The organism is Dyella sp. BiH032 (assembly GCF_031954525.1).
Lineage (GTDB): Bacteria > Pseudomonadota > Gammaproteobacteria > Xanthomonadales > Rhodanobacteraceae > Dyella_D.
This window is the reverse complement of the sequence record NZ_CP134867.1, coordinates 4849954-4876250: the sequence shown is the minus strand read 5'-3', so window position 1 is coordinate 4876250 and position 26297 is coordinate 4849954. Positions and strand designations below refer to the sequence as shown.

Genomic DNA, 26297 nt, shown 5'->3' with positions numbered 1-26297 from the left:
GGCCTTATTCGGACACTTCCCGGGTGAAGAATGATAAGTTGAGTTATCACTGTTTGTCAATTACACTTGGCGTGTCGCCAAGTAGACTTTTCACATGACAACTTTCGCCGAACGCTTCAAAGCCGCCCGCGAGCGTGCGGGCATTTCCCAGCGGGCGCTGGGTCGCCGCATCGGATATTCCGGGTCGGCCATCAGCCAGTGGGAAGCGGGCGTGATCGAAGCAGACAACATTCGCGTCGCGGCGCTTGAGATGGCCGCCGGCATCATGGGCGTCTCAGTGCGCTACCTGCGCACAGGCAAGGAAGACGACAGCCGCGGCGAGGTGCCCGCCGGCCTGCGTGCCGCGCAGCCGGACGTGCGTCAGCTCCCCGTGATCTCGATGGTGCAAGCGGGCCTGGGCCGCGAGGCGGCCGACCCTTATCCGCGCGGCTACGCAGAGCAGAGCGTGAGCGTGGATGCGGAACTGGCGCGGGATCTGGGACGGCTGGCGTTCGCGCTGGAGATCATCGGCGAATCGATGCTGGAGGAATTCCACCCAGGCGACATCGTGATCATCGACCCTGCGGTGAAACCGCTGCCGGGCGACTATGTGGTGGCGCGCATCGAGAGCGATGGCAGCGCCACGTTCAAGAAGTACCGTAGCCGCGGCCGCGATGCGGAAGGGCACGAGGTCTTCGAACTGGTGCCGCTCAATCCGGACTACCCGACCATCACCGTCAATGCCGCCAACCCCGGCAGCATCATCGGCACGATGATGGAGCATCGCCGGCGACGCCGCCGGCATTGAAGTGACGGCGCGGGCTTACGCTGTGGCCGCGCGTCGAAGGCTCGCGTAGAGCAGGCGCGTCCACAGCCACTGGAAGCCGAGCATGCCCAGCGGCGGTAGCACCGCGATGACGACGAAGAGCGCCACCAGCAGCGCGTCGTCCCTGGCGCTGCCGCCGAACAGCAGGATCAGGCCTGCCACGCAGGCGCCCGCCAGCACGATCCACGCGCATACGAACGCGAGCAGGCTGGCGCCGAGCAGGCGGCCGGCGCGCACCTGCGAGAGGTGGCGCGGAAGCGCGAGCCAGGCGCCGCCGAAGGCGAACGCCGCGGCTGCCAGCGCACCGGCCCAGGTGCCGAGCCAGCCCGCCGTGGAATAAGCGTCGAATGTGTTGACGAGCGGCATGGCCAGCGACACGCCGGCGATCGTCGCCGTCGCCTGCATCCATGCGGCGAGGCCGGCGGCGCGCGGGCGCAGTCCCGATGGCGGAGGTGTCGCCAGGCGATCCTTGCGGCAGGCCAGCAGAGCCACGCGCCATGATGCCCAGACGCTGAGCGGGGCCAGCCCCCAGCCCAGAACACTCAACCAGACCTGCAGGCCGCGTACGGTCAGCGCCGTTCCCAGCCACAGGAACAGTCCCTGATACAGAAGCATCGTCAGCACGCTCCACGCCAGCAGGCCGAGGGCGAACAGCGCCATCAGCAGCATGGGGCGCCTGAACGCCCATTCCTGCCGCCGCTCGCCACGCCACTGGGCGACGAGGAACGCCAGTCCGCCCTGGACCAACAGGCCTTCGCCGACCATCCGCAACGTCATGGAAAGCGCGCCGAGGATCTGCTCGTTGTCCGAGGGCGCGCGCAACACCAGGGCGCTGAAAGTGAGGCAATGCCAAAGCAGCACCACCAGCATGGCGGTTCCGGCGGCGAGCCAGGGAAGGTTGGAACGGTCGGCGGGGAGGTTCATGGGACATCCTTGTACGGCGCGGCGCCGAACGATATCGCAACGCGCCAGATCAGGCGCCAACGCTAGCGGCAGCGGTCGAGCAATGCCAGTGCGCGGCGTTCGCGCGACCGTCAACGGTCCGCGGTGCGACGCAGGCCGGCGTAGCACAAGAGCGTCCACAGCCAGTAGGCGAGCAGGCACAACGCCGCGCCGGCCGCGGCCAGGAGCGTGGCGGCCAGCGATGGCTCCATGCGCAGCAACGGCACCGCATCGGCGGCGGTGCCGAAGCCATAGAAAAGCAGCGCGGCACAGGAGACGGGCGCGGCGATGCCCGCGCCGAGCAACCGCCAACCGTGGATGCGCGCGAGGAATCGCGGCGCGCCGAGCCATGCCCCGACGAAAGCAAGGGCGAGCGGAACGGCGATCGCGCCGAGGTAACCTGCCGCGGCGGTGGTGCCGTCCATGGATGCATACGCCTGCGCCATGGACATGCCCATCGGCATGCAGATCAAGAGCGCGCTAGCCAGCAGCCACGTCATCAGGCCCGCAGCACGCCAACGGACATTGGCCGGAGGACGGGGCAGTGCGTCCCCGCGCATGATCCACGTAGCCAGGACCCAGGCCAGCCACGTGCTGACGGCATGCAACAGCGGATAGGCGAATGGGAGTGCAACGAGCGCAAGGCGGGTCAGCGACGCGGCGGCCACCAGTCGCAGCACCTCATCGATGAGTTCGATCTGCAGCACTTGCCAACCGAGCAGGAACAAGGCGAACAGCGCCAGGACCAGGGCCGGCCGGCGGAAAGCGAGTCGGCCATGCCGCTCGCCGTGCCATTGGGCGACGAGGAAAGCCATGCCCGCGCGGAAGGTCAGGCTGCCCAGGGCCGCCGCATAAGCCATCGCCCTGGCGCGCTCGTCCAGCGCGGCGAGTCCGTGCCGCAGCAGAACGGTGGCAAGGAAAATCGCGAGCCCCAGCGACAGGGCGACCGCGGCGGCAAGCCAGGGAAGCGGCGAAGGGCGGGCGGGGTTGGCCATGATGGACGTCCTTGTCTGATGAGTGGTGCCCGAACCGGGCAGCGCGACGCCAGTCACTAACGCGTCTCGCAGAACGTAAGTATGCGCCGATCAGTTATTCGCCATGGCGGCGGCTAGCTTGCCACGGCCGGCATGCCGTGCCCGCGCCGGGTTCAACGGCGATCAGTTGCCCGCCAGCATCGCCGCGATCTTCGCCATGTGCGATTCGGCCGTCTCGCGCACCACTTCCTTGTCCGCTTCCGGATCCTTGCCCTGCCAGTGCAGGTCGTCCTGTGGCAGCTCGTGCAGGAAGCGGCTGGGCTGGTTGCTGTGCACCTCGCCGTAGCGCTTGGTCTTGGATGACCAGGACAGCGTCAGCATCTCCTTGGCGCGGGTGATGCCCACGTACATCAGGCGGCGCTCTTCGTCGACGCGGCCTTCGTCCATGGCGCCGTCATGCGGCAGCGTGCCTTCTTCGCAGCCGACGATGAAGACGAAGCGGAACTCCAGGCCCTTGGCCGCGTGCAGCGTCATCATGCGCAGTGCGTTGCCCGGCTCGTCGCGGTCGGCGTGGCTGAGCAGGGCCAGCTGCGCGGCGAGGTCGCCGGTGGTGTTGTCGTTGCGCTGCATCGCGCGGAACCAGTCGCCCAGTTCGCGCAGGTTGCCCAGGCGGCGTTCGCGCAGCGCGACGTCGGTGGTGTTGGCGACGATCTCGCTGGCGTAGCCGGTGCGCTTGAGCACGGTCTCGACCAGGTCCGCGGCGCTCTCATGCAGCGAAGCGCTGCGCAGCTCGTCCATCAGCGTGGTGAAGCCCGCCAGCGCCGCGGCCGGGCGCGGCGAGAGCTGGCGCAGCACGGCGTCGCTGCGCGCGGCGTCCAGCAGCGAGGCGTTGCGCGTCTGCGCGATCTGGCCGAGTTTCTCCAGCGTGGTCGCGCCGATCTCGCGCTTGGGCACGTTCACCACGCGCAGGAAGGCGGCGTCGTCGCTGGGGTTGGTGAGCAAGCGAAGGTAGCAGAGCAGGTCTTTCACCTCGGCGCGGTCGAGGAAGCTCAGTGCGCCCGTGAGGTGGTAAGGAATGCGCGCCAGTCGCAGCGCCTTCTCCAGCGGCCGGGCCTGGAAGTTGCCGCGGTAGAGGATTGCCATCTCGTTCCAGCGCGCCTTGTGTTTCTCGGCCAGCGTGGTGGCGATGGCGGCGACGCGCTCGGCTTCGTGTTCGTTGTCCTTGCACTCCAGCACGCGGATCGGGGCGCCTTCGGGGTGCTCGCTCCACAGTTTCTTTTCGTGCAAATGCGGGTTGTTGGCGATCAGCTTGTTCGCGGCGCGCAGGATGCGGCGGCCGCAGCGGTAGTTCTGTTCCAGCTTGATCACCCGCAGGTTCGGCCAGTCCTTGCTGAGCTGGTCGATATTCTCCGGGTTGGCGCCGCGCCAGGCATAGATGGACTGGTCGTCGTCGCCCACGCAGGTGAAACCGCCGCGGTCGCCCGCCAGCGCCTTGAGCAGGCGGTACTGCGCGTCGTTGGTGTCCTGGTACTCGTCCACCAGCAGGTAGCGCAGGCGCTCGCGCCAAGCCGCGCGGCACTCATCGTCGCTTTCGAGGATGCGCAGCGGCAGGCGGATGAGGTCGTCGAAGTCGACTGCGTTAAAAGCGGTGAGACGCTGTTGATAGAGCTGATAGATCATCGCCGCGTCCATCTCGCGCGGACTGCGTGCGGCAGCCAGCGCTTCTTCCGGCGACAGGCCGGCGTTCTTGGCGCGGCTGACCAGGTTGCGGATGCCGAACAGCACGTCCGGCTTGGCACCTTTGGGCGCCAGCTCCTTGATGATCACTTCGCTGTCGTCGGCGTCCAACACCGAGAAGCCCTTGCGCAGTCCCGCGCGCGCATGCTCGATCTGCAGGAACTTCAGGCCCAGTGCATGGAAGGTGCAGACGGTGAGCGCGTTGGCGTCCTCGCTGCTGATCAGCTTCGCCACGCGTTCGCGCATTTCCTTCGCCGCCTTGTTGGTGAAGGTGATGGCGGCGATCTTGGACGGGGCGAGTTTGCGCCGCTGGATCAGGTACGCGATTTTCTGCGTGATCACGCTGGTCTTGCCGGAGCCGGCGCCGGCGAGCACGAGCAGGGGGGTGTCGCAGTGCTCGACTGCGGCTAGTTGTTGCGGGTTGAGCATGTGGAGCGGGCACGCGGGAGGCGGGTGGGGATCTTATCAAATGGGAGGGTGGGGGCTTGGCAGCCCCGTGTGGTTCCGTCTGTTTGGCGCGCGCCCCCGGGTCGTAGGTTGGGGATCGCTCGCGAAGCCCTACGCGAGGCGCTGAGAATCGCCTCGCCCTTTCATCCTCGCCATTCCGGCGCAGGCCGGACGGAGCGCGTCGCGCGGAGAGCGCCCGCAGGGCGGTCCCGAAGGGGCGGGCGTAGCGAGTCATCCAGTGGCGTTGCGGCCCAGTCGTCGCCTCATCGCCAGTCTGGCCTCGCCCCTCGCGGGGCGAGGGTTTCGCTCTCCTGCCGGAGAGCGAGTTACTTCTTCTTGCTTGCCCAAGAAGAAGTAACCAAGAAGAAAGGGCCCCCTGCGCGGCGCCCTCCGCAGCCTTCGCTGCTGCGGGTGCGTTGAGGGCTGGCCGGGCTTTTCGACAGGGCATCCCTGCCCTGATCGAAAAGGCGGGGACGTCCTGTCCCCGCCCGCCTTCGGCGGCCTGATCGTCCAGCCCTCACCGCCGCGAAGGGAACCCGGGAGATCAAGAGCGCTACGGAGCGTCGCTTCGCTCGCTCTTGTTTTTGCTTTTGCTTGCCTCGGTACCTCACTTCTCCTTCTCCCCTCCGGGGAGAAGGCGGGATGAGGGGCGGGGCTGGCCGGGGCGCTCATTCAGTGCGCCTAGCGCCTGGCTCAGGCGACGCATCACCATCACCCTGCTGACGAAAAAGCCACAACTTAAGAGAAGCGTTAAGCCAAGTCGGCGCCGCTGGTCCGCCGGAAAGGTATCTCCAGCTCACTGGTATGCGCGTCGAAAGCGCATATGGACGTCTATCCGGCCAAACACGGCCAGCGGCGTAGAGGTGCGGATTTTCCCCGAAGATCGGGGCCTTGCCGCGCCGGCTCGCTCGAGCTTGCTGGGCTATCCACAGTGTGCCGGTTTCACACTGGTATGGTCTGGCCGCCTGTGGGCCTGCTTGGTCCTTGTTTTTAAGGCTAATTTTTCTCTTTGACGCGGCGCATCAACTATGGTCTAGTCGAAGGACACCTTAATGCGTGCAGCGGTGCTCCCGGCGCCGCCGGCATGCGCGTCCCGCAAATTCGGCCCGGGGAGGGAAGATGGGGAAGGCAGGTACACCGGCGCTGTATGACGCCGCGTTTGAACACGACAGCTGCGGCTTCGGTCTGGTGGCTCAGATCGACGGTCGTGCCAGCGCCTGGGTGGTCGATACCGCCTTCGCGGCACTGGCGAAACTCTCGCACCGCGGCGGCGTGAATGCCGACGGGGTCAGTGGCGACGGTTGCGGCGTGCTGGTGCACAAACCGCAGATCTGGTTGTCGGCGCTGGCGGCGGAAGCGGGCTTGTCGGTGGGCGGGCGTTTCGCGGCGGGCCTGGTGTTCCTCGACCCCGCCGGCGACGAGACGGCCTGCGCCACCCTGGAAGCGTTCGTGCGCGAGGAAGGCTTGCGCGTGGCGGGCTGGCGCGAGGTGGCGGTGGATCCGGAGGCCTGCGGTCCGCTGGCTGCGGCTGCACGCCCGCGCGTGCGGCAGATTTTCGTGGAGACGGATGCGCCGGACGACGGCGCCTTCGAACGCGCGCTGTTCCGCGCCCGCCGCCGCGCGGAGACTGCGCTGGCGGACGATCCTCACTTCTATGTGGTCACGCTTTCCGCCCAGGTGATCGGCTACAAGGCCATGGCCGCGCCAGGCCGCCTGCGCGAGGTCTACCCGGACCTCGGCCATCCGGCCCTGGTCTCGGACGCGGTGGTGTTTCACCAGCGCTTCTCCACCAACACCACGCCGCAGTGGAGGTTGGCCCAGCCCTTCCGGCTGCTGGCACACAACGGCGAGATCAACACCATCCGCGCCAACCGGCGCTGGATGCAGGCGCGCGCGTCGATCCTGCGCTCGCCCCTGGTCGATCTGTCGGACCTGGGCCCGCTGGTGCGCCAGACCGGCTCCGATTCGGAAAGCCTGGACAACGCGCTGGAAGTGCTCACCACCGGCGGCCTTGAGCTGATCGCCGCAATGCGCGTGCTGGTGCCGCCGGCGTTCGCCGCGCGCGAAGGCATCGACGAGGACCTCGCGGCGTTCTACGAGTACTACGCCCTGCACAGCGAACCCTGGGACGGCCCCGCCGGCCTGGTGATGTGTGACGGCCATTACGCCGCCTGCACGCTGGACCGCAATGGCCTGCGGCCCGCGCGCTGGGCACTGTCGGAAGATAACCACCTGATCGTCGCCTCCGAGGCGGGCCTGTGGGACGTGCCGTCGGCGCGCGTGGTGGCCAAGGGACGTCTCGCCCCAGGCGAGATGATCGCGGTCGATTTTGCCAACAAGCGCCTGCTGCGCGATGCCGACATCGACGACATCAACCGCCAGCGTGCGCCGTACCGCGACTGGCTGCGCGCGGGCGTGAGCTATCTCGAGTCCGACCTGATCGACCCCTCACTTGCCGCCGAGCCGCTCCCGGCCGAACAGCTGCGCGGCTACCAGAAGCTCTACGGTCTTTCGCGCGAGGAGCGCGAGTCGGTGCTCAAGGCACTGGCGGACCTGGAGATGGAAGCCACCGGCTCGATGGGCGACGACACGCCGATCGCGGCGATGTCGCGCCAGGTGCGCCCGCTGTTCGATCGCTTTCGCCAGGCCTTCGCCCAGGTCACCAATCCGCCCATCGATCCGCTGCGCGAGAAGCTGGTGATGTCGCTGGTGACGCAGATCGGGCCGGAGGGCAATCCGTTCGAGCTGCACCCGGACAACGCGAAGCAGATCCTGATCAATTCGCCGATCCTCTCGCAGCGCAAGCTGCGTCAGCTGCTGGCGCTGCCGCAATTCGCCGGCACGCCGCGCTTCGACCTGATGTACGCGCCGGAGGAAGGGCTGGAGAACGCGCTGCGCCGGCTCTGCCGCGACGTCGCGCAGGCGGTGCGCGAAGGCTGCGCGCTGGTGTTCCTCAGCGACCGCTATCCGGAACGCGGGCTGCTGCCGATCCATTCGCTGTTGGCCACCGGCGCGGTGCATGCCTACCTGATCGACGAAGGCCTGCGCTGCCAGTGCAACATCCTGGTGGAGACCGCCACGCCGCGCGATCCGCATCAGTTCGCCTGCCTGATCGGCTACGGCGCCACCGCGATCTATCCGTGGCTGGCCTACCAGAGCCTGTTCGAGCTGGGCCGCGAGGGGCATATCGCCAACGACCGCATGGAAGTGGGCCGCAGCTACCGCCGCGGTATCCGCAAGGGTCTGCTGAAGATCCTTTCCAAGATGGGCATCTCCACCGTGGCCGGCTACCGCGGTGCGCAATTGTTCGAGATCGTCGGCCTGGCCCCCGAAGTGGTGGAGCTGTGCTTCCCGGGCACGCCGTCACGCATCGGCGGCGCCGGCTTCGCGGAGCTGGAGCACGACCAGCGCCTGCTCGCCGCCGAAGCCTGGAACGAGGCCTTGCCGCTGCGCGCCGGCGGCCTCTACAAGTACGTGCATGGCGGCGAGTACCACATGTACAACCCGGACGTGATCGCCACCTTGCAGAAGGCGGTGCGTACGGGCGATGCCGCGGACTACCGCGCGTATGCCGACGTGGTCGACCTCCGGCCGCCATCGGCGCTGCGCGACCTGCTGCACCCGCGCGCGCTGAGCGAGCCGGTGCCGCTGGACGAAGTGGAATCGGTGCAGAGCATCCTGTCGCGCTTCGACTCGGCGGGCATGTCGCTGGGCGCGCTGTCGCCCGAGGCGCACGAAGCGCTGGCGATCGGCATGAACCGGCTCGGTGCACGCAGCAACTCCGGCGAGGGCGGCGAAGATCCGGCCCGTTATGGCACGGAGAAGATGTCCAAGATCAAGCAGGTGGCTTCGGGGCGCTTTGGCGTCACGCCGTCCTACCTGGTCAATGCCGAGGTGCTGCAGATCAAGATCGCCCAGGGCGCCAAGCCTGGCGAGGGCGGCCAGCTGCCCGGCCACAAGGTCGACGCCACCATTGCGCGCCTGCGCTACGCCAAGCCGGGCATCGGCCTGATCTCGCCGCCGCCGCACCACGACATTTATTCGATCGAGGACCTCGCCGAGCTGATCCACGACCTCAAGGAGGTCAATCCGCAGGCGTTGGTCTCCGTGAAGCTGGTCAGCCACGCGGGCGTCGGCACTGTCGCGGCGGGCGTGGTGAAGGCCGGTGCGGACCTGATCACGGTCAGCGGCCACGACGGCGGCACCGGCGCCAGCCCGCTCACCTCGATCAAGTACGCCGGCACGCCGTGGGAACTGGGCCTGGCCGAGACGCAGCAGACCCTGCGCCGCAACGACCTGCGCGGCCGTGTGCGCCTGCAGACCGACGGCGGCCTGAAGACCGGCCTGGACGTGATCAAGGCCGCCCTGCTCGGCGCGGAGAGCTTCGGCTTCGGCACCGGTCCCATGGTGGCGCTCGGCTGCAAGTACCTGCGTATCTGCCATCTGAACAACTGCGCCACCGGCGTCGCCACCCAGCACGCGGTATTGCGCAAGGAACACTTCATCGGCCTGCCCGAGATGGTGATGAACTATTTCCGCTTCGTCGCGGAAGACGTGCGCACGCATCTCGCGCGACTGGGCGCGCGCAGCCTGGCGGACATCATCGGCCGCAGCGATCTGCTGGAGCAGCTCGAAGGCGCCACGCCGGTGCAGCACAAGCTGGACCTGCGCCCGCTGATCCACGGTGATGCGCTTGGCAGCGAGGTCGATTTCGCCTGTACCCTGTCGCGTAACCCCATGCGCGACGAAGCCGCGCTGGCTTCGCGCATCGCGAGCGACACGCGCGAGGCGGTGGCCAACCGCACGGGCGGCGAGTTCCGCTACGCCATCGCCAACACGGACCGCGCCATCGGCGCGCGCCTGTCCGGCGACGCGGCACGCCGCTGGGGCGATCACGGCATGGACGCGCATCCGATCGTGCTGCGCCTGGAAGGCGCGGCCGGCCAGAGCCTGGGCGCCTGGAATGCCGGCGGCGTGCATATCGATCTCGTCGGCGAAGCCAACGACGGCGTAGGCAAGGGTATGGCCGGCGGCCGCATCGTAGTGCGTCCGCCCGCGGATTCGCCCTTCGCCACGCAGGACGCGGCGATCATCGGCAACACCTGCCTGTACGGCGCCACCGACGGCGAGCTGTTCGCCGCCGGCCGTGCGGGCGAGCGCTTCGCCGTGCGCAACTCCGGCGCACTGGCGGTGGTGGAAGGCGCCGGCGACCACTGCTGCGAATACATGACCGGCGGCGTGGTGGCGGTGCTGGGCAAGGTCGGCCTGAACTTCGGCGCGGGCATGACCGGCGGCTTCGCCTACGTGCTCGACCTCGAGCGCGACTTCGTGGACTGCTACAACCACGAATTGGTGGACATCCTGCGCATCTCGCCCGAAGGCATGGAGCACTACATGCAGCACCTGCGCGGGCTGGTCACGAGGCACGTGGAACTGACCGGCAGCGACTGGGGCCGGCAGATCCTGCGCGACTTCCGCGGCCTGCAGTACAAGTTCTGGCTGGTGAAGCCGAAGGCGGCGAGCCTGGATGCGCTGGCCGATGAACTGAGGAGCGCGGCGTGATGACCAAGACGACGCTGCCGCCTGGAAGCGGATCACGGGAGCGCATCGCGGGAAGGGATCGAAAACGCGCCGTGCGCGCGTCCCGTTCTGCCTGACCTCCTCCCACGCTTCCCCGAGTCCTGTATGCCCGACAAGTCCTTTCAATTCCTCCACGTCGAACGCCAGACGCCGCGCACCGTTCCGGTGGCCATCCGCGTGCTCGGCTACGGCGAGATCGCCGGCGACTTCGCCCAGCCCCAGGCGGCGACGCAGGCAGAGCGCTGCATCGATTGCGGCAATCCGTACTGCGAGCATGCGTGCCCGGTACACAACTACATTCCGAACTGGCTGAAGCTGGTGCAGGACGGCCGCATTCTCGAAGCGGCCACACTGATGCACGAGACCAACCCGCTGCCGGAGATCTGCGGCCGCGTCTGCCCGCAGGACCGGCTCTGCGAGGGTTCCTGCACGCTGGAACAGACCGAGTTCGGCTCGGTGACCATCGGCAGCATCGAGCGCTGGGTGACCGACGAAGCGTTGCGCCAGGGCTGGCGGCCGGACCTCTCGCGCGTGCGCGAAACCGGCAAGCGGGTCGCCATCATCGGTGCCGGCCCGGCCGGCCTGGCCTGCGCCGATCGCCTGCGCCGCGCCGGCATCGCCGCCGACGTGTACGACCGGCAGGAAGAGATCGGCGGCCTGCTCACTTTCGGCATCCCGCCGTTCAAGCTGGACAAGGGCGTGGTGCGCACGCGGCGCGACGTGCTGGAAGGCATGGGCGTGCGCTTCCTGCTCGGCCATGAAGTGGGCCGCGACGTGGAGTTCGGCCAACTGGTAGACGACTACGATGCCGTCTTCGTCGGCACCGGTGCCTACACCTACGTCGATGCCGAACTGACCGGCCGCGAGCTGCATGGCGTGCACGATGCGCTGCCGTTCCTGATCGCCAACACCGAACGCCTGCTGCGCGACGAGCCGGTGCCGCACGCCTTCGACTTCCGCGGCAAGCACGTAGTGGTGCTGGGCGGCGGCGATACCGGCATGGACTGCAACCGCACGGCGATCCGCCTGGGCGCGGCCTCCGTCACCTGCGTGTACCGCCGCGACGAGGCGAACATGCCGGGCTCCGCGCGCGAGGTGAAGTACAGCCGCGAGGAAGGCGTCGAGTTCCTGTTCCAGCGCCAGCCGCTGGAAATTCTCGGCGATGCGCAGGGCAAGGTGCGCGGCGTGCGCGTGATCGAAACCGCGCTGGTGAAGGACGGCCACGGCCGCGCCCGCCCGCAGAACGTGCCGGGTACGGAGACGGAGATTCCCGCCGACGTGGTGATCCAGTCCTTCGGCTTCCTGCCCAGTCCGCCGGATTGGCTGCGCTCGCACGGCGTCGCCCTGGATCGCTCCGGCCGCATCGTGACCGGTGCCGGCGGCGCGCTGCCGCACCAGACCAGCCACGCGCGCATCTTCGCCGGCGGCGACAACGTGCGCGGCGCGGACCTGGTGGTGCGCGCGGTCTACGATGGCCGCGAAGCGGCCGGTTCGATCGCGCAGGTCGTGCTGGCCTGATCCTTCTTGTAAGAACCCTATCGACGAAAGCGCCGCCCATGAGGCGGCGCTTTCGTTTTCGGGTATTCGGCCCGCGAAGCAAAAAATAATGGCAGTATTTTGGAACGTTCTAAATAACGGCTAATTCATGGCCCTAATGCGGCCTATTTACTCGTGCTCACGGCGGCACGTCTTATGCAAAATAATATGGAGGAAATCCAAGGGCGCAAAATATTGCTTGGTCAATAACTTAGGTAGCGCTTCATGGACCTTGTGAAGCCAACCTTAAAGTGAAAGACTCTCTTTCAGACCCGTTAAGCGTGCGCCGGGAGTTGGCGCATTCCCCCACCCCAGCTGGCGGGTCTTTTTGGCGCAATGCCATCACAAACAAAGAGAGGCCATCCCCATGAAGCGCAACCAGCTTGCACTGACCCTGGCCGGTTTATTGTTTGCTCCGGTCGGGGCTGCTTTTGCCCAAGATGCGTCCACCCCCGCGTCCCCACCTCCGCAGGACCAGGCCAAGCAACTGCAGACGATCACGGTGACCGGCTCGGCCGTGCCGCGTATCGACGTGGAAACACCGTCCCCCGTCACGGTCATTTCCGCGCAGCAGATCCAGCGCAGCGGACTCACTACCGTCTCCGACGTGGTGCGTTCGATCTCGGCGGACAACAGCGGTTCGATCCCCAACGCCTTCGCCAACGGCTTTGCCGCCGGTTCGTCCGGCGTCGCACTGCGCGGCCTGACCGTGAACTCCACGCTGGTCCTGATCGACGGCCACCGCGCCACCAACTATCCGGTGGCGGACGATGGCCAGCGCTCCTTCGTGGACCTCAACACCATTCCGCTGGCCGCGGTGGACCGCATCGAAGTGCTGAAAGACGGCGCGTCGTCGCTGTACGGCGCCGACGCCATCGCCGGCGTGGTCAACATCATCCTCAAGCCCAACTACAAAGGCGTCGAAGGCACGGTGGAGGTCGGCACTTCGCAGCACGGCGGCGGCTTCAGCCGCAAGGCCACGTTCCTGGCGGGCGGGGGCGACCTGGAGAAGGATGGCCACAACGGCTATATCGCCGTGCAGTACCAGAAAGACAATGCGATCTGGTTGCGCGACCGCGGTTTCCCGTTCAACACACAGAACCTGACCTCGATCGGCGGTCCCAACCTCAACATCGGCCAGCCAGGGCAGCGTACCGGCTCGGTGTACGGCTCGGTGACGCCGGGCTCGCTGAGCAGGCCCGGCGATCTCACCAGCGGCGTGCCCAACGATGGCGCGCTGGCGCAGCCGCTGCGCCCCTGCGGCCCCAACTCCACGGGTGTGACCGACGACACCGGCAGCTATTGCGAGCAGAACTTCCAGTCGCTCTATGGCCAGGTGCAGCCTGAAATGGAACAGGGCGGCATCTATGGCCGTTTCACCATCAAGCTCAACGACACCACCCGGGCCTACCTGTCGGCAAGCTACTTCGAGGCCAAGACCTGGGCGCCGGGACCGCCGCGTCAGGTCCAGAGCAGCACGCCGCACAACACCAACAATATCGCGTTGCCGCCGGGCAACCCGAGCAACCCGTTTCCGAACGACTACGCATTGCTCAACTACGCGTTCGGCGACATGGGCAACGGCTTCAACTACAACAACCATAACGCGCGGGTGGTCGGCGGCATCTCGGGCGCGTTCGGCGAGTGGAACTACGACGTCACCGCCGTAATCAACCACGACTGGCTGGACACCAAGCAGTATGGGTTCATCAGCTACGCCGCGCTGCTCGACGCCATCAACAGCGGCAGCTACAACTTCGCCAACCCCGCGGCCAACAGCAGCCGCGTGCGTGCGGCGCTGGCGCCGGGCTACGACAAGACCTCCACCACCGACCTGGATTCGCTGGACATCGCGGTCAACCGCTCGCTATGGGACATGAGCGGCGGCCCGCTCGGCTTCGCGGCCGGCGCGCAGTTCCGCCACGAGTCGCAGGACGATCCCACGCTCAACCCGAACTTCGAGTTCCAGGGCCTGGGCAATGCGCAGACCAAGGGCAGCCGCAACGTGTCCGCGGGCTACGTCGAGTTCAATGCGCCGCTGCTCGAGTCCCTCGAAGTCGATGTGTCCGGACGTCTTGACCACTACTCCGACGTGGGCACGCACTTCACGCCCAAGGTGGGCATCAAGTGGAAGCCGTTCGACTGGGTCGCGCTGCGCGGTACCTACTCCAAGGGCTTCCGGGCCCCGAGCTTCGCCGAGAACGGCTCCAGTTCGTCGCAGGGCTTCATCAACCATACGCCGCCGGCGGACTTCATTGCCGCGCACGGCGGCAGCGGCAACGGCTACGTCAACCAGTACGCGCTGTCGCTCGCCACGCTGGCCAACAAGGACATCAAGCCGGAGAAGGCGCGCAACTACACCCTGGGTGTCCTGGTGCAGCCGCTCAGCTGGCTGAACGTGTCGGTCGACTACTTCAACATCAAGAAGGAGAACGTGATCGGGCCGGCCGATGCCTCTTCTGCGCTGGCCAACTACTACGCCGGCCTGCCGCAGGCGCCGGGCGTCGTGGTGATCCCGGACACGCCCGATCCGTTGCACCCGACCGCGTTGCCGCGCCCGGCCGAGATCGACAGCCTGTACATCAACGCCACGTCGCTGAAGACCACCGGTATCGACGTGGACCTGCAGGCCCGCTTCGATTTCAACCACGACATGCACTACGTCAGCCAGTTCAGCGGTACGCAGATCTTCAACTGGACGCTGACCCTGCCGGACGGCACCAAGCAGCAGTTCGTCGGCACGCATGGCCCGTACCAGCTGTCCTCCGGCGCAGGCACACCGCGTCGGCGCATGTCCTGGTCCAACACCTTCATCTGGGGGCCGGCCACCGTCACCGGCACGCTGTATCACGTCAGCGGCATGGACAATTACGCGCTGGACGCCGGTACCGATCCGAGCAACTGCCTGACCGCGATCCCGGTCAGTTGCCATATCGGCTCGTTCACCTACATGGACCTGACCGGCAGCTACCAGATCAACGACCACATCGCGATCACCGGCTCGGTGATGAACCTGTTCGATCGCAAACCGCCGTTCGATCCGGCGAACTACGCCGGCGGCGGCGCCAACTACAACCCGACCTATGCGCAGGCCGGCCTGGTGGGCCGCTTCTACAACCTGGGCGTGAAGCTCAAGCTCTGATCCCGATAACTGCACGGGCGGCGCACCCTGGTGGTGCGCCGCTTTTTTGTTCGCGCGCATCGCCGCCGGGCGCGGTGCCTGCGGTAGGCTTGCCCTGTTCTCAGCGAGGGGAAACACCGCATGCGCATGGGCCTGGCCGCCAACCAACTCCACCACGGTCGCGCGGACGCGGCACTGTTCCGCTGGCTGCGTGCGAGCGGGCAGGGCATTCGCGAACTGGGCATCGGCTTGCATGCCGTGGGCCGTACGTATGACGCGATCGACCGCGACGGCGTGCTGGCCGGCTACGGCGGGCTGGTGCGCTATCCCAATGGCCGCGAAGGCGGACTGATGAAACTGGTGGCGGAAGTGGTGGGTTTGCCGGGCACCGGACGGATGCTGGACGGCGCGGTCTATCTCATCGATCCGGTCGATCCATCGTCCATCTTCCCCGAAGCGATCGCGTTGAAGCGCCAGTGCGTGATCCACCAGAAGCCCTTTATCTCCACCGTGGCCTCGGCGCGCGACTGGGTGGAGCTGGAGCGCATCGGCGCGGGTCTGGCGCCCGATCCCGGCGCGGACGGCTTCCACGCCCTGGAAGGCCAGACCATGGCGCTGATCGCCCACGACGCGATGAAGCCGCAGATGCTGGCCTATGCCGACGAGCATTTCGATGTGCTGTCGCGCTTCGCCCGGCGCGTGGCCACCGGCACCACCGGCCAGCGCCTCAACGAGCTGGCCTGGAGCCGCGGCTGGCCGCAGGGCGAACCGTGGGTGCAGCGCTACCAGAGCGGTCCGATGGGCGGCGATGCACAGATCGCGGACCTGGTGCTGGAACGCCATTGCCAGCGCGTGCTGTTCTTCGAGGACCCGCACGTAGCGCGTCAACACGAGGCGGACATCCAGCTGCTCGAGCGTGCGGTGACCACAGTGACCGATGACGCGGTCTGCATGACCTCTCCCGTGGTGGCGCGGCGCTGGGCCGAGGCCGTGCGCCGGCGCGCCGCGCTGCGGCCATGCTGAGGAGCGCGGCGCCATGTGCCTGATCGCCTTCGCCTGGCAGGCGCACCCGCGCTGGCGGCTGGTGCTGGCCGGCAACCGCGACGAGTTCCACGCGCGGCCGAGCGCGCCGCTGGCGCGGTGGGACGACGGCGTGACGATAGGCGGCCGCGATCTGGAGGCGGGCGGCACCTGGCTCGGCGTCACCGATGCGGGCCGGTGCTGCGTGGTGACCAATGTGCGTGATCCGCGCGATCCGCAGCTCGGCGTCTCGCGCGGCTTGCTGGCGACCGATTACCTGAAGGGCGACGCCACGGCCGCCGCGCACGCCAGCGCCCTGCAGGCCGCCGCGGCCGGCTACCGCCCTTTCAACCTGCTCACCTTCGACGCCGGCGATGCGTTCTACCTCGGCAACCGGCCGGTGCCGAAGGCGCAGGCGGTCACCGCCGGCGTGCACGGTTTGTCGAACGCCGACTTCAACACGCCGTGGCCGAAGACGCGCGCCTTGATGCGCCGCTTGAGCGAATGGCTGGAGGCCGACGCGGACGAAGGCGACTTCGCTCCGCTGTTCGCCGCACTCGCCGACGACCATCGCGCGCCGGACGAGCTGTTGCCCGATACCGGCGTGGGCCTGGAGCGTGAGCGCTGGCTTTCCTCGGCTTTCATCCGCGGAGAGCTCTACGGGACGCGCGCGAGCACGATCGTCGCGCTGCGGCATGACGGGCGCGGGGTGATCGTGGAGCGGCGCTTCGGGCCGAACGGGCGCGAGGAAGGGGAGACGGCGATGGGCTTCGGCGCCTAGCGCGGCTCCGGCAAGCCGCAGGCGAACTTGTTCATGAAAGGTCGAGGGCTGCCACGTTGGGATACGCCGCCCGCGCCGCCGTCTGCGTCGCTCAGGCTTCTTCCGGAAACGTACCGTCGACGTAATACCAGCGGCCGTCCTCGCGCACGAAGCGGCTGATCTCATGCATCCGCTGCGCCTTGCCGCCGCCGTAGCGCAGGCGGGCGACGAATTCCACGATGGCGCGGTCGCCGTCGGCCTCGTGGCGCTTCACCGTCAGGCCGAGCCAGGTGGGTGCGGGCTGCTGCGCGCCGAGCTTCAGCGTGGTAGGGCGCGTGCTCGGATGCCAGGTGGCGAGCAGATAGTCCTCGCGCTTGAGCACGTAGGCGCTGTAGCGCGAGCGCATCAGGGCTTCGGCGGTAGGCGCCGGCTCGCCTTCGTGCAGGGGTCCGCAGCAATGCCGGTAGCCCGCGGGGTTACCGCAGGGGCATGGTACGAGCGTATCGATGGCTTGCACGGAGGGCATGCGTCGCGGCGGTGAACGGCAAGGGGGCATCATGCCACCCGGGATGAGGCTTTACACGGCCTGCCGGCCGAAAGCACTAGGGCCGCAGGCTGCTCAGCCCCGACGCCAGGCCAGGCAGCGATTGTTCGACGGCATCGCCACGTCGGCCACGGAGCGGAAGCCCGCACCCGCCGCCAGCGCTTTCACCGCGCCGGCGTCACGGATGCCCATGTGTGGGCCGCGCGCCTTCAGCCACTGGTCAAAGGCGGCATTGCTGTCGCTGGTGTAACGGCCCTGGTCGTTGAAGGGGCCGTAGACGACGAGCACGGCATCCGCGGTCGTGACATCGGGCAGCCGCGCGAACAGCATTTCCACTTCGGGCCAGCTCATGATGTGCAGCGTGTTCGCGCTGAAGACGGCGTCGTAGCGGTGCACCGGCCAGGCACCGGCGACATCCAGCTCCAGCGGCGCAGGCGTGTTGGGCAGCGCCGCGTCGTCGAGCCAGAGACGGATGCCGGGAAGGTTGTCCGCGCGGTCCGAGCATTGCCAGCTCAGCCAGGGCATCGCCGCGGCGAAATGCACGGCATGCTGCCCCGTGCCGCTGCCGATCTCCAGCACGCTGCGGCGATCGGCGAAGTGCTCGCGCAAAACCGCGAGGATCGGCTCGCGGTTGCGTTCGCAGGAGGGTGCGTTCGGCTTTTCCAACCGCTCAGGCGGGCCTGCCGCGCAGCACGCGCGCCGGCAGCATCAGCAGCGCACCCAGGAAGGCAAACACCGCATTCACAGTGATACCCACCAGCCGGAACGGCAGCATCAGCAACCAGACGATGGGATACAGCACCAGCGCCAGCAGGGCGATGGGCCAGCAGAACACCAACAGCAACAGCCAGATCAGAAAAGCGGCCATGGCGGGTTCCTCGATGGAACGGAGCGACGGAGGCCACTCTAGCGCGGCGCGGCAGCGGGGGTGTAGATGACTCCTTTCACCCCGGTGTGTGCTTGTCGCAAGAACCTGTGTTGGATCGGGTGGTTGTTCAACAGGATAGGAAAGGCTCCCGCGAGCCCCGCCCCTCATCCCGCCTTCTCCCCGGAGGGGAGAAGGAGAAGTGAATACCGAGGCAAACAGCAACGACCAAACAAGAGCGAGCGAAGCGACGCTCCGTAGCGCTCTTGATCTGCCGGGTTCCCTTCGCGGCGGTGAGGGCTGGACGATCAGGCCCGCGAAGCGGGGCGGGGACAGGACGTCCCCGCCTTTTCGATTCGGGCAGGGATGCCCGATCGAAAAGCCCGGCCAGCCCTCAACGCACCCGCAGCAGCGAAGGCTGCGGAGGGCGCCGCGCAGGGGGCCCTTTCTTCTTGGTTACTTCTTCTTTGGGCAAGCAAAGAAGAAGTAACTCGCTCTCCGGCAGGAGAGCGAAACCCTCGCCCCGCCAGGGGCGAGACAAGGCTGGCCACGAGGCGACAACCGAGCCGCATCGTCACCGGCTTCCGGCCTGCGCCGGAATGACGAGCGTGGAAGCGCGAGGCCAGACCCGCAACACCTCGCCAGCAGCGAAACACACGTCGCCGGGGCTAGCCCCAATCCACCATCCACCTACGACATCGGACTCACTCCAATCCACCGCCCATGCAGCACAAACGCAAACACCGCCCACCCAACAACACCCACCACAACCGCGACCACATCCCCCCGCAACGTCCCCGCCGGATAAACCGTGCCATTCACGCGATCGCGCCGCCGCGACACCACGAAATCCACCACCGCCCACAGCAGGAACGCCCCAAACAACACCACGTCGTGCAGCATGCCCGTAGCCAGCAGATGACCGAAGGACCACGTCTTCACGCCGGCCAGCATCGGATGCCCGAGCTTCGCCTTGAAATGGTTGCGCGGAACATAGGCCGCCGCGACCAGCACGAACGCGATCAGAGTGAACAGCGCATTGAGGTGACGCAGCCACAACGGCGGCACGTACAGCAGCACCGCCTGCTGGCGCGCGAGCCCGAAGCCGTAGATCAGCAGCACGAAACCGGCGATCGAGACCAGCGAGTAAAGGCCCTTCCAGCCTTTCTCGCCCAGGCGCGCCATCATTCGGGAGCGCCAGCCATCGGCAAAGATGCGTACGGAGTGCACGCCCAGGAACAGCACCAGACCCACGATCAGCAGCGTCATCGGCGACCCCTCCGGTTGGATGGGGCGAGTATAGGGCCGGCTAGACGTCCGTCGTGATGTGTACGGCCAGCAAAATCGCGTCGCCGTGCAGCGTCAGTCGGTCACGGGCGAAGGCGGCGGGTACCTGCCAGGTATCGCCCGGGCGCAAGAGCCCCTCCGGCGTCATCGCTTCCCCGCGCGCGGCATGCACCAGGACGATGCCTTCCAACGCATGCGCACCGGCCCGCCAGGCTTCGATGCTTCCCGTGGCGCTGCCGCGGCGGAGCATCAGGTTGAAATCCCGCGTCGGTCCGCCGGCGAGCGTGGCATCCACCGCCGCTTCGCCGGGAAAGGCGAACGGCACGAAGGGAGCCAGCAAGGCATGCTCGCGGCCATCGTCGAAGCGCATCAGGAAGCCCTCGCCGTCGAGCAGGGCGATCTGGCGGTCCACGCCTGGAAAGGCGGAAAACGGCGCGGCGCGGTCGACTTCCGCCACGCTCACCCGCCACGTGAAATTCCTCAGGTCCGCGCCCGCCGGGTGGATCGCCAGCTCGCGCGTGCGGCCCATGCCGTTCTTCCACGGCGTGGCCGGTACGTCCTCGCCGCGAAGGATGCTCACGCCGCGCGCTCGATCACGCGCGCGAACGGCGGCAATGCGTTGAGCATGCGTTCGCCGTAGCGCTTGATCACCACGCGGCGATCCAGCAGCACGATGCGGCCGCGGTCGGTCTCGGTGCGGATCAGGCGGCCGCAGTACTGCGTGAGCAGGCGCGTCGCCTCCGGCACGGTGACTTCGATGAAGGGATTGCGGCCGCGCGATTCCAGCCATTCGGCGTACGTCGCGCCGACCGGGTCGGTGGGCACCGCGAACGGCAGCTGGGTGATGACCACCGTTTCGCAGAGCTTGCCGGGAAGATCCAGGCCTTCGCCGAACGAGGCCAGGCCGAACAGCGTGCTGCCCTTGCCCGCTTCCACGTCCGCGATGTGCTCGGCGACCAGCTGCGACTTGCCGAGCGAGCCTTGCGCACGCACCTTGCGCACACATTCGATCGGCAGCTTCTGCAGCACGCGGTCGAGCTTGGCGCGCGAGGTGAACAACACCAGGTTGCCCGCGCTCCAATCGAGCTTCGCCGCGAGCCAGTCGCTGATTTCCTGCGCGTGCTCCTCGCGCGCATCGGGCAGCGCGCGCAGCGCGGGCACTTCCAGCCGCGCCTGTTCGGCGAGGTTGAACGGCGAGGGCAGGCTGAGCGTCACGGCACCGTCGGGAAGCCCCACGGCATCGGCGAACGTGCGGAAATTGCCGCCCGCGCTGAGCGTGGCAGACGTCATCACCACCGCGCTGGCGTTTTCCCACAGCACACTGCGCAGCAGGCCGCCGGCGGAAACGGAAGAGGCATGGCAGACCAGCTGCTGGTCGCCGGACATCGTGACCCAGCGCGCCAGCGGCGGGCCGCCTTCGCGGTCCTCGCTGGACCACGCGCGCCAGGTGCGGAGCTGGCGGTCGATGCGTTCGAGCGCCATGCCCAGCTCGCGCGACAGCGCCTCGTGCGTGGGTCCGCTCTCGGTCATCTCCAGCACGGCGCGGCGCACGGCGCCGACCCAGCGTTCGATCTCTCCGGTGAACACGTACAGCACGCGCGCGTGTTCCACCCACGAATCCGGCAGCTGGCCGAGCGAGCCGCGGTACATGGGTTCGTCGTCGTCAGGCGAGGGCAGCCAGTTCAGGCGGATGTCCTTCTCCAGTTCCTCCAGCGCGTCGCTGAGCTCCTGCAGCTTCTCGTCGCCGGCATCGAGCGCGAGCTTGCCAATCACTTCCTTGTCGGTGAGCGAATACGCCGCGTGGATCTGCCGGCCGAGGCGGCTGAGCTGGCGCACGGCCGCGCTCATGTGCACCTCGGCGGCGCCGCGGTCGATCGCCTTGGAAGGCACGTGATGGCCCTCGTCGAAGATGTACAGCACTTCGTCCGGCTTGGGCAGGATGACGCCACCGAAGCCATCTTCCTCGCGCGGCATGGTGAGGTCGGCCAGGACCAGGTCCTGATTGGCGACGATGATCTCCGCGTCGCCCACCGCGCGGCGCGCGGCGAAGAACGGGCAGGCCATGAACTGGCCGCACTTGCGGCCGGTGCAGCCGCCAGCGCTGGTGGTGATCATGCCGCGCACCAGGTCGCCGGGCGCATCCGGCGCATTGTCCATGTCGCCGTCCCACTCGCCGCGGTCGAAGGCGCCGGCGAGCTTGGACAGCACTTGCTTGTCGCGCTCGGCGGGGGGCTTGGACCACAGCGCCAGATCCGCGTCGAAACCCGCGCTCATCTGGCCCAGGCCCATCTGTGCCGGCTCCTGCACGCTGTTGCGTGCCATCGCGAGGTTGCGCGGGCACAGATAGCGGCCGCGGCCCTTGGCCAGCGCGACCTTGGCCTCGCGGCCGTTGAGCTTGAGATAGAGCGGGATGTCGCGCTGCACGAGCTGTTCCTGCAGCGCGACGGTCGCGGTGGCGATCAGCAGCTTCTTCTTCTGCGCACGCGCCACTTCGACGCCGGCAATGAGATAGGCCATGGACTTGCCGGTGCCCGTCGGCGCCTCGATCACCGCGGCGCCGCCTTCCTCGGCGAGCGCCTTGGCGACTTCCGCGATCATCTTTCCCTGCGAGGCGCGCGCACGGAAACCGGGCAAGCCCTCTTTCAGGCGCGCATAGGCGGCGCGGATGGATGCCTTGGTGTCGTCGGTGAGCATGCGGCCGGCGGAGAGAAGAACGAAGGGCGCCGGCCGTCGGGGCGGACGCGGTCCGGCCATTGTACGGGTCCGGGCCGGCGCGTGCCCGGACGCCGTGGGTCAGAAGCCCGGGGGGCGGAAGCCCTGGGGCAGAAGCCGCGAGGTCAGCCTTCCGCCGCGATGCGGCGCAGGCTCTGCTCGAACACTTCGGGCGGCTGGCCGCCCTGGATCAGGTAGCGCCCGTTGACGATGACCGAGGGCACCGCGCGCACGCCCTGCGACTGGTAGAAACGTTCCTGCTCGCGGACTTCGTCGGCGTAGCGGTTCTCGTCGAGCACCTTGCGCGCCTCGGCCGCCTCCAGGCCGACTTGGCCGGCCGCGGCGACGAGCACGTCGCGGTCGCTGACGTCGCGGCCGTCCGTGAAGTAGGCGCCCAGCAGCGCATGCTTGAGTTCGCGCTGCTTGCCCTGCGTTTCGGCCCAGTGCAGCAGCCGGTGCGCGTCGAAGGTGTTGTAGATGCGGCTGCGCTTGTCCATGTTGAACGTGAAGCCCACCGACGCGCCGCGTTCGCGGATCGCCTCGCGGTTCTGTGCCATCTGCTCCGGCGTGCTGCCGTACTTGCGCGCGAGGTGTTCGCCCACGTCTTCGCCTTCCGGCGCCATCTGGGGATTCAGCTCGAAGGGATGGAACTCGATCGAAGCATCCACTTCGCCCTCCAGGTTGCGCAGCGCCTGTTCGAGCGAACTGAGGCCGACCGCGCACCACGGGCAGACGACGTCCGAGACGAAATCGATCTTCACGGGTTTGGCGGCCATCGGCGTGCTCCGGGAGGGGAATGCCACGCAGATGGGGGCGCCAGGCCGAAAGGCAACCGGGAATGGGCAGGCACCGCCGCCGCGGCGCCCGCCGGTAAGCGGATCAGAACTTGCCCATGTAATCCGACTTGCCGATTTCCACGCCGGAGCTGCGCAGGATCGCGTAGGCCGTGGTGCAGTGGAAGAACAGGTTGGGCAGCAGGTAGTGCAGCAGGTAGGCCTGGCCCTCGAAATGCTGTTCGCCGTTGCGGGTCTTGATGGTGACCTGCCGCGCTTCGCTGCCGTCGACCTGCTCGGGCTTGAAGCCCTTGATGTATTCGACTGCGCGCTCGATGCGCGCGTAGAGCTGGTCGAAGCTGGTCTCGGTGTCCTCGAACTTCAGCGGCTCCACGCCGGCCAGGCGGGCGGTGCCGTTCTTGGCCATGTCGGTGGCGATCTGCACCTGGCGCGTCAGCGGCAGCATGTCCGGGATCAGGCGCGTCTGCAGCAGCACGTCGGGCGAGATGTTCTTGGCGTGCGCGTGGGCCTCGCCTTTCTTCAGCACGTGGTGGAGGTTGCCGAGTGCGCGCAGGAATACGGGCACCGAGGCCTGGTACATGGAAAGCGTCATGGGGATGGCTCCGAAGGACGGATGGGATCGCGCCCGGCGTCGACGGGATCGACGTCGGGATCGACAGGATGGGTGGCGGCGACGGGCGAGAGATCGTGCGGCACCGGCGCCGCGCATGCGGGCGGTTCGCCGCGCCGGGTGGCCAGGTCGCTGGCGTGGCGCATGGTGCGCGCGGCGATCACCGTGCCGATCACCAGCAAGGCAGCCGCCACCACGAAGGCCAGGCCGGGCAGGTGCAGCGGCGACGACGGCGAAATCGAAAAGGAAAAGATCTGCGCGAACAGCGTGGGCCCGAAGATGCCGGCGAAGCTTCCCAGGCTGGTGATCGCGCCCTGTAGGCGGCCTTGCTCGGTGGGGTCCACCTGGTGCGTCATGATCGCCTGGATCGGCGGGCCGGACAGGCCCCACAGCGCCATGAGCGGAATGCCTAGCAGGAACACCCAGCCCACGTCGGCCAGGCCCATCAGCAGGAAGGCGCCGATGCCGCACAGCATGCCGGCCACCAGCACGCGCCGTTCGCCAAAGCGCGGCGTGAGCCGGCCGGTGAGGAAGGCCTGTACCGAGCCGTCGCAGGCGCCCACCAGCATCAGCACCAGGCCGACCGCGCGCGTGCCCCAGCCGTAGCGGTAATCGGCATACAGCACGAAGGTGGTCTGCAATACGTAGTGCGCGAGATAGACCAGGAACATCACCACGCCCAGCCCCAGCAGCACCGGGTCGCGGCGCAGCAGCTTGAGCGCGCCCAGCGGATGCGCGCTGTGCAGCTCGAAGCGTGGCGTGCGGCGTTCCTTGGGCAGCGATTCGGGCAGCACGAAGTAACCGTAGAGGAAGTTGCACGCGGCCAGCCCCGCGGCCACCCAGAACGGCAGGCGCAGCGAGATATCGCCCAGCACGCCGCCCAGGCCCGGCCCCATGATGAAGCCCAGGCCGAAGGCGCCGCCGAGCATGCCGAATGCGGCGGCGCGCTTCTCTTTGGGTGTGATGTCGGCGATATATGCGTTGGCGGTGGTGAAGCTGGCGGCGGTCATGCCGAGCACGATGCGTCCCGCGAACAGCAGCCACAGCGTGGGCGCCAGAGCCAGCACCACGAAATCCAGGGCCAGGCCCAGGTTCGAAATCAAGATGACGGGCCGCCGGCCGAAGCGGTCCGACAGCGCGCCCTGCACCGGCGAGAAGATGAACTGCACCACCGCGAACACGGTACTGAAGATGCCCACCCACGACGCCGCCTCGGCGATGCCGCCGCCGGCGAGTTTTTCGATCAGGTGCGGCAGCGTGGGGATCACGATGCCGAAGGCCAGCATGTCCAGCAGCACCGTGACGAAGACGAAGGCGACCGCCGCGCGGCGACGCGGTTCGGGGACGTGCGTGACGGGCTGGTCCATGATCCGGCGGCGAGGTAAGGAAGCGCGAACGATAGCGCAAGGCAGATGACGCGCGTTGTAGCGCCGCATCATGACTTCGACCCGGAAGAAACCTCAGAACGCACTCCCTCTCCCCTGCGGGGAGGAGGTTGGGGTGAGGGGGACCTACGGAGCGGCGAAGAAGGAACCTCAGACCCCGCCGCGCGCCGTCGCGCCGCTTCAGCGCCCCCTTCATCTGACTGCCGGCATCTCCTGCGGGCAGAAGACGTCAGGCTGGCGGCGCCGCCAGTTCCTTCGCGTCGAGGTAGCCATCGCGGTTGCGGTCCAGCTTGTGGAACTGCCGGCGCAGGTTGTCCTGGTGCGTGTGCAGGCTGATCGCCTTGCCGCGCCCGCCGGGCAGTTCCTCGGGCTCCAGGACGCCGTCGCCGTTCGCGTCCATGCGGCGGAAGCCCGCACTCAGGTAGTCGACGTATTCCTGTTCGCTGACCCGGCCATCGCCATCGGCATCCATCAGCCTCAGATACTCCGATGGCGTGCGCGGAAAGCCCTGTGCGCCAGCCAGCAGCGGCAGCGCGGCCAGCGCCGCCGCGAACGCGCGGTGCATCAGCGCACGCCGCCGCGGATGCCGATGAACTGCAGGAATTCCGCGCGTGTGCGCGCGTCGTCGCGGAACGAGCCGAGCATCTGGCTGGTGACCATCGACACGCCGCGCTTATGCACGCCACGCGTGGTCATGCACTCGTGGCTGGCGTCGATCACCACGGCCACGCCAGCCGGGTGCAGGTTTTCCTGGATGCACTGCGCGATCTGCGCGGTGAGCTTCTCCTGCACCTGGAAGCGGCGCGCGTAGGCGTCCACCACGCGCGCCAGCTTGCTGATGCCCACCACGCGGTTGGTCGGCAGATAGCCGACGTGGGCGCGGCCGATGATCGGCGCCATGTGGTGCTCGCAATGGCTCTCGAACTCGATGTCGCGCAACACGACCATCTCGTCGTAGCCGGCCACTTCCTCGAAGGTGCGGCGCAGGTACTCGCCCGGGTCGGTGAGGTAGCCGGCGAACCAGTCGCGGTAGGCCTTCACCACGCGTTTGGGCGTGTCGAGCAGGCCTTCGCGCGCGGGGTCCTCGCCCGCCCAGCGCAGCAGCACGCGTACCGCCTCCTCGGCTTGCTCGCGGGTGACGTCGGTCGGGTGCTGGTCGCTCATGGGCATTCCTTACG

General features: G+C 67.8%; 20 protein-coding genes. 6 read left to right on the top strand and 14 right to left on the bottom strand.

Annotated features, from left to right (window positions below; genetic code table 11):
* Window positions 1-94: 94 nt before the first annotated feature.
* Entirely contained in the window at window positions 95-787 is a 693-nt protein-coding gene (locus tag RKE25_RS21500) for an XRE family transcriptional regulator (protein ID WP_311840121.1), read from the top strand.
* A gap of 15 nt (window positions 788-802) precedes the next feature.
* Here RKE25_RS21500 and RKE25_RS21495 read toward each other — a convergent pair whose 3' ends face one another.
* The 3 genes from RKE25_RS21495 to RKE25_RS21485 form a co-directional block, all read right to left on the bottom strand.
* The gene (locus RKE25_RS21495) at window positions 803-1729 is read right to left on the bottom strand and encodes a hypothetical protein (RefSeq protein WP_311840120.1); all 927 of its coding nucleotides are present in this window, start codon (window positions 1727-1729) and stop codon (window positions 803-805) included.
* Window positions 1730-1839: 110 nt separating this feature from the next.
* On the bottom strand, window positions 1840-2742 hold the full coding sequence (locus RKE25_RS21490; protein WP_311840119.1) for a hypothetical protein: 903 nt from the start codon (window positions 2740-2742) through the stop codon (window positions 1840-1842).
* A gap of 162 nt (window positions 2743-2904) precedes the next feature.
* Window positions 2905-4887 carry a UvrD-helicase domain-containing protein gene (locus RKE25_RS21485; RefSeq protein ID WP_311840118.1) on the bottom strand — a complete coding sequence of 661 codons (1983 nt, stop codon included), beginning with the start codon at window positions 4885-4887 and terminating at the stop codon, window positions 2905-2907.
* 1137 nt (window positions 4888-6024) lie between these two features.
* Between RKE25_RS21485 and gltB the strand changes: the two genes are divergently transcribed.
* From gltB to RKE25_RS21460, 5 genes are all read left to right on the top strand, one after another.
* Window positions 6025-10467 (top strand): glutamate synthase large subunit, encoded by a 4443-nt coding sequence (gene gltB, locus RKE25_RS21480; protein ID WP_311840117.1) that lies wholly within the window; start codon window positions 6025-6027, stop codon window positions 10465-10467.
* A gap of 123 nt (window positions 10468-10590) precedes the next feature.
* Window positions 10591-12003: an FAD-dependent oxidoreductase gene (locus tag RKE25_RS21475; RefSeq protein WP_311840116.1), complete on the top strand. Its 1413-nt coding sequence runs from the start codon at window positions 10591-10593 to the stop codon at window positions 12001-12003.
* 385 nt (window positions 12004-12388) lie between these two features.
* On the top strand, window positions 12389-15163 hold the full coding sequence (locus tag RKE25_RS21470) for a TonB-dependent receptor (RefSeq protein ID WP_311840115.1): 2775 nt from the start codon (window positions 12389-12391) through the stop codon (window positions 15161-15163).
* A gap of 120 nt (window positions 15164-15283) precedes the next feature.
* Window positions 15284-16165: a methylglyoxal synthase gene (locus tag RKE25_RS21465; protein WP_311840114.1), complete on the top strand. Its 882-nt coding sequence runs from the start codon at window positions 15284-15286 to the stop codon at window positions 16163-16165.
* A gap of 13 nt (window positions 16166-16178) precedes the next feature.
* Entirely contained in the window at window positions 16179-16943 is a 765-nt protein-coding gene (locus RKE25_RS21460; RefSeq protein WP_311840113.1) for an NRDE family protein, read from the top strand.
* A gap of 91 nt (window positions 16944-17034) precedes the next feature.
* Here the strand turns inward: RKE25_RS21460 and RKE25_RS21455 are convergent, their stop codons facing one another.
* The 11 genes from RKE25_RS21455 to folE form a co-directional block, all read right to left on the bottom strand.
* A complete protein-coding gene (locus RKE25_RS21455) occupies window positions 17035-17439 on the bottom strand; it encodes a YchJ family protein (RefSeq protein ID WP_311840112.1) in 405 nt (134 codons plus the stop codon).
* A gap of 102 nt (window positions 17440-17541) precedes the next feature.
* The gene (locus RKE25_RS21450; protein WP_311840111.1) at window positions 17542-18132 is read right to left on the bottom strand and encodes a DUF938 domain-containing protein; all 591 of its coding nucleotides are present in this window, start codon (window positions 18130-18132) and stop codon (window positions 17542-17544) included.
* 4 nt (window positions 18133-18136) lie between these two features.
* On the bottom strand, window positions 18137-18334 hold the full coding sequence (locus tag RKE25_RS21445) for a hypothetical protein (RefSeq protein WP_311840110.1): 198 nt from the start codon (window positions 18332-18334) through the stop codon (window positions 18137-18139).
* 687 nt (window positions 18335-19021) lie between these two features.
* Window positions 19022-19600, bottom strand: a complete 579-nt coding sequence (locus tag RKE25_RS21440; protein ID WP_311840109.1) for an NnrU family protein — start codon at window positions 19598-19600, stop codon at window positions 19022-19024.
* Window positions 19601-19640: 40 nt separating this feature from the next.
* Window positions 19641-20198: a HutD family protein gene (locus RKE25_RS21435; RefSeq protein ID WP_311840108.1), complete on the bottom strand. Its 558-nt coding sequence runs from the start codon at window positions 20196-20198 to the stop codon at window positions 19641-19643.
* Window positions 20195-22312: an ATP-dependent DNA helicase DinG gene (gene dinG / locus RKE25_RS21430; RefSeq protein ID WP_311840107.1), complete on the bottom strand. Its 2118-nt coding sequence runs from the start codon at window positions 22310-22312 to the stop codon at window positions 20195-20197. Before dinG ends, RKE25_RS21435 begins: the two co-directional genes overlap by 4 nt.
* 143 nt (window positions 22313-22455) lie before the next feature.
* Window positions 22456-23106 carry a DsbA family oxidoreductase gene (locus RKE25_RS21425; RefSeq protein WP_311840106.1) on the bottom strand — a complete coding sequence of 217 codons (651 nt, stop codon included), beginning with the start codon at window positions 23104-23106 and terminating at the stop codon, window positions 22456-22458.
* A 103-nt stretch (window positions 23107-23209) separates the two neighbouring features.
* The gene (locus RKE25_RS21420; protein WP_311840105.1) at window positions 23210-23716 is read right to left on the bottom strand and encodes a DUF1993 domain-containing protein; all 507 of its coding nucleotides are present in this window, start codon (window positions 23714-23716) and stop codon (window positions 23210-23212) included.
* Window positions 23713-25101: a TCR/Tet family MFS transporter gene (locus RKE25_RS21415; protein WP_311840104.1), complete on the bottom strand. Its 1389-nt coding sequence runs from the start codon at window positions 25099-25101 to the stop codon at window positions 23713-23715. The genes RKE25_RS21420 and RKE25_RS21415 overlap by 4 nt, the downstream gene beginning before the upstream one ends.
* Window positions 25102-25348: 247 nt before the next feature.
* Complete coding sequence (locus tag RKE25_RS21410) at window positions 25349-25684, bottom strand: hypothetical protein (protein WP_311840103.1); 336 nt, start codon at window positions 25682-25684, stop codon at window positions 25349-25351.
* On the bottom strand, window positions 25684-26283 hold the full coding sequence (gene folE, locus RKE25_RS21405; protein ID WP_311840102.1) for a GTP cyclohydrolase I FolE: 600 nt from the start codon (window positions 26281-26283) through the stop codon (window positions 25684-25686). Before folE ends, RKE25_RS21410 begins: the two co-directional genes overlap by 1 nt.
* Window positions 26284-26297: the final 14 nt, after the last annotated feature.

What these genes read in the sequence shown, in the direction of transcription:
- RKE25_RS21500 (WP_311840121.1), top strand. Translation starts at nt 95, where the DNA reads ATGACAACTTTCGCCGAACGCTTCAAAGCCGCCCGCGAGCGTGCGGGC.
- RKE25_RS21460 (WP_311840113.1), top strand. Translation starts at nt 16,179, where the DNA reads ATGTGCCTGATCGCCTTCGCCTGGCAGGCGCACCCGCGCTGGCGGCTG.
- RKE25_RS21410 (WP_311840103.1), bottom strand. Translation starts at nt 25,684, where the DNA reads ATGCACCGCGCGTTCGCGGCGGCGCTGGCCGCGCTGCCGCTGCTGGCT.
- RKE25_RS21495 (WP_311840120.1), bottom strand. Translation starts at nt 1,729, where the DNA reads ATGAACCTCCCCGCCGACCGTTCCAACCTTCCCTGGCTCGCCGCCGGA.
- RKE25_RS21420 (WP_311840105.1), bottom strand. Translation starts at nt 23,716, where the DNA reads ATGACGCTTTCCATGTACCAGGCCTCGGTGCCCGTATTCCTGCGCGCA.
- RKE25_RS21475 (WP_311840116.1), top strand. Translation starts at nt 10,591, where the DNA reads ATGCCCGACAAGTCCTTTCAATTCCTCCACGTCGAACGCCAGACGCCG.
- gltB (WP_311840117.1), top strand. Translation starts at nt 6,025, where the DNA reads ATGGGGAAGGCAGGTACACCGGCGCTGTATGACGCCGCGTTTGAACAC.
- folE (WP_311840102.1), bottom strand. Translation starts at nt 26,283, where the DNA reads ATGAGCGACCAGCACCCGACCGACGTCACCCGCGAGCAAGCCGAGGAG.
- RKE25_RS21470 (WP_311840115.1), top strand. Translation starts at nt 12,389, where the DNA reads ATGAAGCGCAACCAGCTTGCACTGACCCTGGCCGGTTTATTGTTTGCT.
- RKE25_RS21490 (WP_311840119.1), bottom strand. Translation starts at nt 2,742, where the DNA reads ATGGCCAACCCCGCCCGCCCTTCGCCGCTTCCCTGGCTTGCCGCCGCG.
- RKE25_RS21440 (WP_311840109.1), bottom strand. Translation starts at nt 19,600, where the DNA reads ATGACGCTGCTGATCGTGGGTCTGGTGCTGTTCCTGGGCGTGCACTCC.
- RKE25_RS21465 (WP_311840114.1), top strand. Translation starts at nt 15,284, where the DNA reads ATGCGCATGGGCCTGGCCGCCAACCAACTCCACCACGGTCGCGCGGAC.
- RKE25_RS21415 (WP_311840104.1), bottom strand. Translation starts at nt 25,101, where the DNA reads ATGGACCAGCCCGTCACGCACGTCCCCGAACCGCGTCGCCGCGCGGCG.
- dinG (WP_311840107.1), bottom strand. Translation starts at nt 22,312, where the DNA reads ATGCTCACCGACGACACCAAGGCATCCATCCGCGCCGCCTATGCGCGC.
- RKE25_RS21425 (WP_311840106.1), bottom strand. Translation starts at nt 23,106, where the DNA reads ATGGCCGCCAAACCCGTGAAGATCGATTTCGTCTCGGACGTCGTCTGC.
- RKE25_RS21445 (WP_311840110.1), bottom strand. Translation starts at nt 18,334, where the DNA reads ATGGCCGCTTTTCTGATCTGGCTGTTGCTGTTGGTGTTCTGCTGGCCC.
- RKE25_RS21485 (WP_311840118.1), bottom strand. Translation starts at nt 4,887, where the DNA reads ATGCTCAACCCGCAACAACTAGCCGCAGTCGAGCACTGCGACACCCCC.